The organism is Streptomyces sp., from assembly GCF_035563135.1.
In the GTDB taxonomy this organism is placed as follows: domain Bacteria; phylum Actinomycetota; class Actinomycetes; order Streptomycetales; family Streptomycetaceae; genus Streptomyces.
Map to the genome: position 1 here is coordinate 1 of NZ_DATMVN010000212.1, position 10,812 is coordinate 10,812.

Here is a 10,812-nt window from a genome sequence, read left to right on the forward strand (position 1 = left end):
CGGCTTCCTGGCCCGGTCGAGCCGGGGCTCCACGACGTACCGGAACACCCGCCGGACGGGCGGGCTGCAAAGGACCGTGACCATGACGGCGGCGGCGAGGGACACCAGGAGCCGGCCCTGCGGGGTGGAGACGATGTCCGCCTCGAAGAGGTCCAGCTTGACCGCGCCCTTGATGACGAAGCCGTGCAGCACGTAGCCGTAGAGCGTGCCCGCCCCCAGAGCGGTCATCCACAGCCTGCGGTTCGGCACCCAGGCGAGGAAGCAGGCGCTGAGCAGCAGCGCGCAGGCGAACAGCAGCAGGGTCACCGGGGCGCCGGCCCAGGCGGGGGAGCCGAGCTGTTCGGCGCCGTACCGGCGGAAGAACCACGAGGTCGTCGTGCGCGGCACCGCCCAGTAGGCGACGGCCAGGGCCACCAGGCAGACGGGGACGGACGCGATGCGCACGGCGCGGCGGCGTACGAGGTCGAAGTGCTCGGGCCGCAGCTGGAGGCCCAGGACGTAGTACGGCAGGAACTGCAGGATCCGCTGGAGCTGCAGGTCCCCGCCGATGTTGCTGGTCACCGCTCCCATGGCCGCGATGGCCAGGGAGAGTGCCACGGGCCACCGGACCGTCTGCCAGAAGGGGGTGGTGAGGCGCCACAGGAACAGGGCGGGCAGGAACCACAGCAGCCAGTACGGCGTGAGCGGGCTCAGGGGGAAGGCGGGGGAGCCGGTCAGGCGCTCGAAGAGGGTGTAGGCGATCTCGAACACGGCGTAGGGCACGGCCAGGCCGGTGACGAGCTTCCACACCCGGTCGGGGCGCAGTTCGAGGCCGCGCGAGAAGTATCCGGCGATGATGATGAAGACCGGCATGTGGAAGGTGTAGACGAAGGTGTAGAACGTCTCCACCACGCGCCCGCTGCCGGGCAGGGGTTCCCAGGCGTGCCCCATCGCGACGAGGACGATGGCCAGGTACTTCGCGTTGTCGAAGAACGGGTCGCGGCCGGGGCGGGGCGGTGCGGTCGCCGGTGCTCCGGCCCCGGCGGCGGCCGGCCCCGGTGGACGTGAGGTCAGGGAGGGCATCGGGCCACCCTAGTGTCGCCGGGTCCGCTCAGGGGAGCAGGATCAGCTTTCCGGTGGTCCGGCGCGCGAGCAGGTCCTCATGGGCGCGCCGGGCGTCGGCGAGCGGGTAGCTGCCGCCGGTCACGGGCTTGAGACGGCCCTCGGCGGCCAGGGCGAAGAGCTCCTTCAGGGGGCCGCTGACCGCGCCCGGGGCGGCGAGGGCGGGGCGCAGCCAGAAACCCACGACGGAGGCGTTGAGACGGCCGAGCCGGGCCGGATCGACCGGGGTGAAGCCGGTGCGGGCGGCGTTGCCGTAGGTCACCAGCCGGCCGAAGGACGCCAGGGAGTCCAGGGCCCGGTCGAAGAGGTCCCCGCCGACGGCGTCCAGGACGACGTCCGCCTTCTCCGCTAGGGGGTAGGTGATCACCGCGTCGGCGCCGAGGCCGAGGACGAGCCGCTCCTTGGCCGGGGTGGAGACCTGGGCGAGGACCCGGCCCGCTCCGAACTCCCGGGCCAGCTGGACGGCGAGGCTGCCCACGCCGCCCGCCGCGGAGTGCACGACGACGCTCTCGCCGTCACGGAGACGGGCAGCGGACCGCAGCAGGTGCCAGGCGGTCAGTCCCTGCATCATCAGGGCGAGCGCCTGGGCGGCGCCGAGCTCCCCGGGGATCTCCACGAGGCCGGACTCCTTGGCGGTCACCTGCTCCGCGTATCCGTGGGAGACCCGGGCCAGCACCCGCCTGCCGTCCGGGGTGCGGCCCACGACCTCGCTGCCCGGGACGTACGGCAGGGCGTCGGCGCCGAGGTAGGAGCCGTCCACCTGATGGGTGTCCGCGAAGTTCACCCCGGCGGCCTCGACGGTGAGGAGCACCTCTCCGGGGCCGGGCACGGGTGCGGCCAGTTCCACGGGACGGAGCACTTCGGGACCACCGAAGCGGTCGAACTGTATGGCGAGCATGCCGCACGGTACCGCGCAGCCCGCAGGGCGGCTGGAGGCCCTGCGAACCCGTTGCCGGTCCTGCGCCAGGAGTGGGGCGAAAACAGTACGTACGGTCTGTTATGGACGTGACGCCGCGTCGAAGCTCAGGGGTGTGAACGACCATGGTCGTCGGCCCGGCCGCCTGCCAGACTGCGGCCATGAGCGATCTTCTTCACGACAGAGTCGTCCTGATCACCGGGGCGAGCAGCGGCATCGGAGCGGCGGCGGCGCGGGTGTTCTGCGACGAGGGCGCGACGGTCGTCCTGGCCGCCCGCAGGGAGGACCGACTGGCCTCGTTGGTCGCCGAGCTGAGGGACAAGGGGGCTCGGGCCTCCTACGTCCTCTGCGACGTCACGGTGGCCGAGGACGCCGCCCGTGCCGTCGACTTCACGGTCGGCACCTACGGGCGTCTGGACTCGGCCTTCAACAACGCGGGTCTCGGCGGTGACCGGACCCCCCTGCACCTGATGGGCGACGACGTCTACGACGCGGTCATGGACACCAATGTGCGCGGCGTCTGGAACTGCCTGAGGCACGAGATCGCGGCCATGCTCCCGAACACCGGGAACTGCTCCATCGTGAACAACAGCAGTGTGGGCGGGCTGGTGGCCATACCGGCGGCCGCCCCCTACATAGCGGCCAAGCACGCCGTCGTCGGCCTCACCAGGGCCGCCGCGGACGAATACGCCCACCAGGGCATCAGGATCAACGCGGTGGCGCCGGGCACCACGCGCAGCGAGATCACCGCCGACTGGTTCGGGCGCAACCCCGGCCTGGAGGAGATGGTCAACAGCCGTACGCCGCAGGGGCGCACGGCCGAGCCCGAGGAGATCGCCCACGCGGCGGCCTGGCTGCTCAGCGACCGCTGCCCCTTCCTCACGGGCACGGTCCTGCCGGTGGACGGCGGCTTCATCAACCAGTGAGCCGTCAGCCGTGGGGACCGCCCAACCGGCCCCGGAAGACCGCCTCCCCGTCCTGCGTCGCCGTGACCAGGACCGAGGCCTCTCCGGGGGCGGCGGGCAGGATCTCCGCCTCGATCCAGCAGGGGCGGTCGAATTCCGCGTACTGCTCGAACGCGCTGGTGACGGTCGTCGCCTCGAAGGGCGCGGGGTGCAGGGCGGCGAGCGCCGCCTGGTGGGCGGCCTCCATCAGGACGAGCCCCGGGACGTGGTCGACCGGGTGGTCGTACAGCACGACGTTGTCCACGTCGTGGCGCAACTGCCAGTGGCGGGGCCCGTCCCCGGCCGCCAGGACCACGTCGGACGGGGCGGCCCGGCCCACGGTACGGGGATCGACCGGAGCGGGCAGCGGCCAGGTGTTCCAGGCGAGGGCGCCGTGCTCACCGCGGAGCCGGCGGTAGGCGCGCGGGGAGGCCCAGCCGAACTCGGAGTCCGCGCGGGCCACCATGCGGTCACCCTGGAGCACGCGGACGTCCATGCCGAGCGAATGGACGGTACGGCCGCGCTTCCCGGGCTCCCTGACGGAGACCTCGACCGTGAGGTCGCTGTGCCCCTCGGAGGGAACGCCGAACCCGGGCGTGACGGTGAAGTCGAAGTGATTCAGCAGGGTTTGACCGGTGAGTGGAACGCCGTACGCTGCGTGCGCGATGACCAGCCCGCTCTGCCGGATGGTCTGTGTGAGCACCCGGGGGTCGTAGGGAAGGCCGGTGGCGGGAGCCGGCCACCTTGCCGCCAGCGAGAACTCGCCATCTTCCCGGCGTCGCCAGGCCGTGAGGAAGACCATGTCGGAGTGCCTGAGATGGACGAACTCCTCGGGCACGCCCTCCTGTGCCCCGGATGCGGCGGGCAGCGGGTTCGGGATGACGGGTATTTCGGGCACGGCCCTCCCCAGCATGGCGCAAAATGGGAATTATGGCGCTGATATGATACCGGTTCACCGGTACTTTTTGAATAAACGTCAGGCCACGTCGAAGGGGAGCGCGAGTTGGCACGACAGCAACGGGCGATCCGCACGCGCAGGATCTTCCTGGAGGCGGCTGCCGAGGTCTTCGACGAACACGGTTACGACGCCGCCACGATCGCCGCGATCCTCGACCGGGCAGGTCTCACGAGGGGCGCGCTCTACTTCCACTTCACGTCGAAGGAGGAGCTCGCCCGAGGTGTCCTCCATGAGGCCGTGACTTCGGAAGGCGTCACTCCGCAGACCTTCAAACTGCAGGAGTGGGTGGACACGGCTCTCCTGCTCGCCTACAGGCTCCCCCGGGAACCCCTGCTCAGCGCTTCGATCCGGTTGTCCGTGGACCCACGGGCACGGGGGCTGTTCGGCACCCGCTGGCCGGACTGGATCGCTCTCGGCACGGAGATGCTCACCGAGGCCAAGGAGCGGGGCGAACTCCTTCCGCATGTCGATCCGGGCGCCACCTCCCGGCTCTTCGTCGGAGCGTGGACCGGGGTCCAGCTGGTGACCGAGTCCATCGCCGAGCCGCTGGAGCTGGTCGCGGAGATCTCCGCCCTCTTCGAACTCCTCCTGCCCAACAACGCGGTCCCGGGCGTGCTGGCCCGGCTCGACACCTCCCCGCACCGCGCGGCACGCATCATGGAGCAGCAGGCCGTCGCCGCCTCCTGACCCCTCGGACGGTGTCCCGGGGCGCGCTGCCCCATGTCACCCGATCGGGTGTGGGTGCCTGCGAAGTGGCTGGTCAGCGCGCATGGTGGCCCTATGTGGCTTCGCCGAACAGCCGTGTGCACCATGGTCGTGCCGCTGGCGTTCCTGGTGTTCCGGGATGCGCCGGTACGGCTTTCCGCGCCCGAGCGGGCCACCGCGAAGCCGGCGGCGCCGGCCGCTGCCCAGCGGCCCGCGATCGTCACCCGGGCACAGTGGCACGCGGACGAGAGCCTGGTGAAGGAGGACGCGGTGTACACGGGGACGGTGAGGGCCGTCTTCGTGCATCACACCGGGCACACCAACGCGTACGACTGTGCCGAGGCCCCGAAGATGCTCCGGGCGATGGAGGAGGCGCACGTCCGGGGCGAGGGCTGGGACGACATCGGCTACAACTTCGTCGTCGACCGCTGCGGGACCGTGTACGAGGGCAGGGCGGGCGGGGTCGGACGCTCCGTGCGCGGGGCTCATGCCACCGGGTTCAACGCGCACAGTGTGGGGATCGCGGCTCTCGGCACCTTCGGTCCCGGTGTGCCGGTGCCGAAGGCGCTCGTCGAGGGGATCGCGAAGGTCGGCGCGTGGAAGCTCGACCGGGCCGTCGACCCGCGGGGCATCGTGCGGATGGTCTCGACGAACGACGAGAGTCTCTACAGGCGCGGTGAGGTGGTCTACCTCCATGCCGTGGCCGGTCACCGCGACACCTTCTCGACGTACTGCCCCGGCGAAGCTCTCTACGCTCGACTACCCGAGATCCGTGCGGAGATGGCCAGGCTGCGGGACCTGAAGCGGTAGACCTGCCCGCCCGGCCCGAGAAGCCGTGCGCGCTCTCGCCGCCCGGCAGCCGGACCGGCGGTGCGCGTCACCGGGCAGTGCGGTGAAAGTTCCTCCACCCGAGTGAATGTGCGGGCGTCGAACGCGTCAAAGCCCCGTAAAAAGATTATTGGCGGCTTACCTGTTCGTGCCCTTGCACACCTTTCGGAGCACAGCGGAGGAATACCGTCATGCCGGCATCACCCCTCGCCAAGCGGCCCGTCGAATCGGTGCTCGCCCTTCTGCTCGTCCTCCTGGGCGTGCTGGGCCTCTCCGGCCGCAGCGCCGCGGACGCCCCGACCCAGGCCCATGTCCCCACCCGGGTGGCACCGGCCCAGGCCGCCCCCGCCCGAGCCGTCATCGCGCCGGCCGTCACCGCGGGTACGGACTGGGACCGCATCGCCGAGTGCGAGAGCAACGGCCGCTGGAACACCAACACCGGCAACGGCTACCACGGCGGACTGCAGTTCGCCCCCTCCACCTGGAAGGCCTACGGCGGCAGGCAGTACGCCCCCCGTGCCGACCTCGCCACCCGCGCCGAGCAGATCGCCGTCGGTGAACGCGTCGCCCGCTCGCAGGGTATGGGCGCCTGGCCCACCTGCGGACGCCTCGGCGCGAAGGGTACGTCGAGCTCCTCGTCGTCCTCGTCGTCCTCGTCGTCCTCGTCGTCCTCCGACGGTGCCGACCGGAGGAGCGCGCAGGTGGCCCCCGAGTGGCAGCCGGCCGGCGGTCCGAACCGTGGTTCGTCCGGCAGCCTGTCCTCCGGCAGCCCGGCCGGGGCCGCGGACGACAGCTCCGCAGACAGCGGGAGCGGCGTGGCGCACCACTCCGGGGACCTGGCCGACGCGGAGACGTACGTCGTCGAGCCGGGCGACTGCCTCTCGGTGATCGCGGCCCGCGCGGATGTGCCCGGTGGCTGGCAGGCGCTCCACGAACTGAACCGGGAGGTACTGGTCAAGGGGCCGCACCTCATCTTCCCCGGCCAGCGGCTCCGCCTGAGCGCCTGAACCCCGGGGCGCGGGACCGGCGGACACGCCACCCCGCCGGACAGAAGCACCGGCGGACCGCTGCCGCGGTGGGCCCGGTCACGCTGCCGGCGCCGACACGCCCGGCACGGACGCCGGACGGCACCACGGCCGCGCTCTTCCCCCGCATCGCCGGCCCGGCCGGATCCGGCCCGGAGCTCCCGTCACCGCCGGGCGGTGTCCACGTCCCGGACGGAGCCGGAGGCGTCCTCGGTCTCCCCCTCGTAGCTGTGGCAGTCCGGGTTGTGGCACGGCCCGGGACCCCAGTGCGGGACGAAGACGCCGAGGGTCTTGTGGCGCACCAGCGCGGTCGCGACGGGCTGCTTGCAGGCCGGGCACACGTACTCCGCCTGCCGATCGGTCTGACGCTCGGTTCTGGCCATGCTTTTACGGTAGCCCCAAAAGGGGCATACAGAAACTTTTCTTACTTTTTACCCTGGTGTGTCCCGTCCTTCGATCCGGCAGACAGGAGAAGCTGCCCCGGAAGCCACGAGGAGCGGACCGGGCCGGAACCTGGTGCCATGGAACGGGGGACGTCTCCACGAAGGGACCACCGGTCATGGCACGCGCTCCGTCACCGGCCGCAGTCCTGCTCTCCGTGCACGCGGTGGTCTTCGACACGGACGGCGTCATCACCGACTCCGCCCCGGCGCACGCCGCGGCCTGGAAACAGGCGTTCGATGCCTGCCTGGCCTCCCACGAAGGCCAGCGGCCCTTCGACGAGACGGACGACTACCGGCGCCATGTGGACGGGAAGTCGCGCAAGGACGGTGCCACGGACTTCCTCGTGTCGAGGGGGATCCGCCTCCCCGAGGGCAGCCCCGGCGACCCTCCGGGCACCGGGACGATATGGGCCGTCGCCGCACGCAAGGACGAGGTGTTCACCCGAGGCCTGCGTACCCGCCCGGTCCAGGTCTGGCCCGGGACGGTCCGCCTTCTGCGCGTGCTGCACGACGCGCGGGTGCCCTTCGCCGCCGCGTCCGCGTCCCGGCACGCCACCGAGCTGCTGGCAGGGGCCGGAATCCTGGACCTGTTCACGGCGGTGGTCGACGGCAACGAGGCGCACCGCCTGGGGCTGCCCGGCAAACCGGACCCCGCCCTGTTCACCGAGGCGGCACGGCGCCTGGGGACACCGGCCGGGGAGACCGCTGTCGTGGAGGACGCGCGGGCCGGCGTGGAAGCGGGCCGGCGTGGCGGCTTCGGGCTGGTCGTCGGGGTGGACCGGACGGACAGCCCCGAGGGAGCCGCCGCGCTGCGCCGTCACGGCGCCGATCTCGTGGTGGCCGATCCCGGGGATCTGCTGATCGACGGGGAGGACTGATGACACGTGGCTGGATCTGGGCGTACGAGGGATACGACCCGGAGAAGGAGCGCCTGCGGGAAGCGCTGTGCACGCTCGGCAACGGCTACTTCGCCACCCGGGGAGCCGCGCCCGAGACATCCGCAGGCGCGACGCACTACCCGGGTACCTATGTGGCGGGGTGCTACAACCGGCTGACCTCCTCCGTCCAGGGCCGCCAGGTCGAGAACGAAGACATGGTCAACCTTCCCGACTGGCTGCCGCTGCGTTACCGCGTCCGCCCGGCCGGCGCCCCGCCCGGCCCGTGGCTGACCCCCGACCACCCCCACCTCGCGGACCACCGGCAGTGGCTCGACCTGCGCGCCGGGACACTGACCCGCCGCTCGGTGTACGAGGACACGGACGGCCGCCGGCTGACGGTGGAGCAGGAACGCCTGGTGCACATGGGCGACCCCCATCTCGCCGCGCTGCACACGGTCTTCACCGCCGGGGGCTGGTCGGGCGAGCTGGAGGTGGAGGCCGCGATCGACGGCGATGTCCGCAACCTCGGTGTGGCGCGCTACCGGGAGCTGGCCGACCGCCACCTCACCGGCTGGGAGACCGGCACGGAGCCGGGGTCCGCGGTGTGGCTGCGCTGCCGCACGGTGGAGTCGGACATCGGTATCGCGCTGGCCGCCCGCACCACGGCCTCCTGCGGCCCGGAGCGGAACGGCGACCACCGGGCCGAACCCCGGCAGGAGCCACGCGCGGTCCACCAGAGGCTGCTGCTCCCGCTGGCTCCGGATGCCGACGCCGTCGTCGACAAGACGGTCGCCCTCTTCACCTCCCGGGACCCGGCGATCGGCAGCCCGCTGCGGGCCGCCGTGGCCGCGGTCGACGGCGCACCGGCGTACTCCAGGCTGCTGAGTTCGCACCGCAAGGCCTGGTCGGACCTGTGGCAGCAGGTCAGGCTGGAGGTCCCGGGCGAGCCGGGACGCATCCTGCGGCTGCACCTCTTCCACGTGCTCCAGACCCTCTCCCCGCACACCGCGGAGCTCGACGTCGGCGTACCGGCCAGGGGGCTGCACGGCGAGGCGTACCGGGGGCACGTCTTCTGGGACGAGCTGTTCGTCCTGCCCTTCCTGAACCTGCACCTCCCGGAGATCTCCCGGGGCCTGCTCGACTACCGTCACCGGCGGCTCCCCGCGGCCCGCGCCGCCGCGCGTGCGGTGGGCAGGGCCGGGGCGATGTACCCGTGGCAGAGTGCGGACGAGGGGCGCGAGGAGACCCAGGAGGTCCATCTCAACCCCCGCTCGGGGCGCTGGCTGCCCGACCGTTCACGGCTGCAGCACCATGTCGGCTCGGCCGTCGCCTACAACGTGTGGCAGTACTGCCAGGCCACCGGAGACACGGAGTACCTCTACTCCAAGGGCGCCGAGATGATGCTCCAGGTGGCCCGATTCTGGGCGGACAGCGCCGTCTGGGACGACTCCCTCGGGCGGTACCGCATCCGGGGGGTCGTCGGGCCGGACGAGTACCACGACGCCTATCCGGATTCGGACGCGGCGGGGCTCGACGACAACACGTACACGAACGTGACGGCCGCCTGGGTGCTGGCACGGGCGCGCGAGCTCTGGCACTGTCTGCCCGACAGCCGGCGCCGGCAGCTCCTCGGGCTGATGCAGCTGGACCCGGCGGAGACGGACCGCTGGGACGACATCTCCCGGCGGCTGTACGTGCCCCGTCACCGCGGTGTCATCAGCCAGTTCGCCGGCTACGGGGACCTGGAGGAGCTGGACTGGGAGGGGTACCGGAAGCGGTACGGGAACATCCGGCGCCTCGACCGGATCCTGGAGGCGGAAGGCGACACCGTCAACCGCTACCAGGCGTCCAAGCAGGCCGATGTGCTGATGCTGGGCTACCTCTTCTCCCCCAAGGAACTCGCCGCGCTGTTCCGGCGGCTCGGCCATGAGCTCGACGACGAGACCTGGCGCTCCACCGTCGACCACTACGTGCGGCGCACGAGCCACGGCTCCACCCTCAGCTCCCTCGTCCACGCCTGGGTCCTGGCCCGGGTGCACCGCGACGACGCCTGGGCGTACTGCGAGGAGGCGCTGATCGGCGATGTCGCCGACATCCAGGGCGGTACGACCGAGGAAGGCATCCACCTGGGGGCGATGGCGGGCACCCTCGACTTCGTGCAGCGCGGTATGACGGGCCTGGAGACCCGGGACGACGCCCTGTGGCTCGCGCCGGCCACGCTGCCCCAGCTCTCGAAGTTCCGGTTGCGGCTCCGCTTCCGCCGGCACTGGGACGTGGACCTGCGCCTCCGTGCCGAGCGTCTGCGGATCGCCGTACCGGACTCGGAACGGCCGGGGGTACGGGTGAAGCTGGACGGCAGCGCGTACGTCATCGAGCCGGGTACGGCGCGGTGGCTGGAGCTGCCGGACGCCGTGCCGGACGGCTCATGAGGCCCGTGCGGACACCAGGACACCGATCTTGTCGATGCGGTGCTCCGGATTGCCGTGGGCGTCGCGCCAGAAGTTCCCGGCCGCGTCGTCCTCCGGGGTCGCGCAGGTGGAGAGGGTGATCATCGCCCGGGCCGGCTTCCTGCCCGGCTCGCCCGGCACCTCGGCCCGCTGCTCGGCGAGCGAACGTTCGGACCGGAAGGACGTCTGCCGGGTCCCGGTGATCCTGTACTCGTACACCGTGCGGCCCTCGGTGACGAGGACGAAGTCGCCCTTCCCCAGTGCCGGCAGGTCCCGGAACGGACCCCCGGCGGAGAGCCGGTGGGCCGTCACGAGGTAGTTACCGGTCTCGCCCGGCCCGACGCCGCCCTCCTCGCCGTACGGGCTGGCCGCCACCCCGCGGTCCTGGACACGGGTGCCGGGCCCGTCGTCCGTCGTGCCCTCGTACGGGACCACGCGCAGGTCCGTCACACCGATCGACGGGATGGTGAGCTCAGCGGTCTCCGTGCGCGGATCGGTCCGGTCGGACGGGAGGCCGGCGGCCCCCGCCGCGTCGGCCGTCGCTGCCGCCGGAGCGGCCGGGGGAGG

Annotated in this window: 11 protein-coding genes; 6 read left to right on the plus strand and 5 right to left on the minus strand. The window is 72.0% G+C overall.

What is annotated here, in order from left to right; all coding sequences use genetic code 11:
- The coding region (locus VN520_RS09315) for an acyltransferase family protein (protein ID WP_325746386.1) at nucleotides 1–1,062 on the minus strand (1,062 nt) is incomplete at its 3' end.
- 28 nt (nucleotides 1,063–1,090) lie between these two features.
- The gene (locus VN520_RS09320) at nucleotides 1,091–1,999 is read right to left on the minus strand and encodes a quinone oxidoreductase family protein (protein WP_325746387.1); all 909 of its coding nucleotides are present in this window, start codon (nucleotides 1,997–1,999) and stop codon (nucleotides 1,091–1,093) included.
- Nucleotides 2,000–2,178: 179 nt separating this feature from the next.
- Here VN520_RS09320 and VN520_RS09325 point away from each other — a divergent pair, with 179 nt between their 5' ends.
- Nucleotides 2,179–2,943 carry an SDR family oxidoreductase gene (locus VN520_RS09325; RefSeq protein ID WP_325746388.1) on the plus strand — a complete coding sequence of 255 codons (765 nt, stop codon included), beginning with the start codon at nucleotides 2,179–2,181 and terminating at the stop codon, nucleotides 2,941–2,943.
- A gap of 4 nt (nucleotides 2,944–2,947) precedes the next feature.
- On the opposite strand, the gene VN520_RS09330 is transcribed toward VN520_RS09325, so the two are convergent.
- Nucleotides 2,948–3,859 carry a ScbA/BarX family gamma-butyrolactone biosynthesis protein gene (locus tag VN520_RS09330; protein WP_325746389.1) on the minus strand — a complete coding sequence of 304 codons (912 nt, stop codon included), beginning with the start codon at nucleotides 3,857–3,859 and terminating at the stop codon, nucleotides 2,948–2,950.
- Nucleotides 3,860–3,964: 105 nt separating this feature from the next.
- Here VN520_RS09330 and VN520_RS09335 point away from each other — a divergent pair, with 105 nt between their 5' ends.
- The 3 genes from VN520_RS09335 (at nucleotide 3,965) to VN520_RS09345 (ending at nucleotide 6,459) form a co-directional block, all read left to right on the plus strand.
- Nucleotides 3,965–4,606, plus strand: a complete 642-nt coding sequence (locus tag VN520_RS09335) for a ScbR family autoregulator-binding transcription factor (protein WP_325746390.1) — start codon at nucleotides 3,965–3,967, stop codon at nucleotides 4,604–4,606.
- Nucleotides 4,607–4,699: 93 nt separating this feature from the next.
- Nucleotides 4,700–5,434 carry a peptidoglycan recognition protein gene (locus VN520_RS09340; protein ID WP_325746391.1) on the plus strand — a complete coding sequence of 245 codons (735 nt, stop codon included), beginning with the start codon at nucleotides 4,700–4,702 and terminating at the stop codon, nucleotides 5,432–5,434.
- Between the two features lie 209 nt (nucleotides 5,435–5,643).
- Nucleotides 5,644–6,459 carry a transglycosylase family protein gene (locus VN520_RS09345; protein ID WP_325746392.1) on the plus strand — a complete coding sequence of 272 codons (816 nt, stop codon included), beginning with the start codon at nucleotides 5,644–5,646 and terminating at the stop codon, nucleotides 6,457–6,459.
- Between the two features lie 182 nt (nucleotides 6,460–6,641).
- On the opposite strand, the gene VN520_RS09350 is transcribed toward VN520_RS09345, so the two are convergent.
- A complete protein-coding gene (locus tag VN520_RS09350) occupies nucleotides 6,642–6,860 on the minus strand; it encodes a hypothetical protein (protein WP_325746393.1) in 219 nt (72 codons plus the stop codon).
- A 176-nt stretch (nucleotides 6,861–7,036) separates the two neighbouring features.
- On the opposite strand from VN520_RS09350, the gene VN520_RS09355 reads away from it, so the two are divergent.
- Both VN520_RS09355 and VN520_RS09360 read left to right on the plus strand, forming a co-directional pair.
- Nucleotides 7,037–7,798: an HAD-IA family hydrolase gene (locus tag VN520_RS09355; RefSeq protein WP_325746394.1), complete on the plus strand. Its 762-nt coding sequence runs from the start codon at nucleotides 7,037–7,039 to the stop codon at nucleotides 7,796–7,798.
- Nucleotides 7,798–10,227, plus strand: a complete 2,430-nt coding sequence (locus VN520_RS09360; protein WP_325746395.1) for a glycoside hydrolase family 65 protein — start codon at nucleotides 7,798–7,800, stop codon at nucleotides 10,225–10,227. Before VN520_RS09355 ends, VN520_RS09360 begins: the two co-directional genes overlap by 1 nt.
- Here VN520_RS09360 and VN520_RS09365 read toward each other — a convergent pair.
- Nucleotides 10,222–10,812 (minus strand): class E sortase (locus VN520_RS09365; protein ID WP_325746396.1); only part of this gene is annotated, 591 nt, incomplete at its 5' end. The genes VN520_RS09360 and VN520_RS09365 overlap by 6 nt on opposite strands.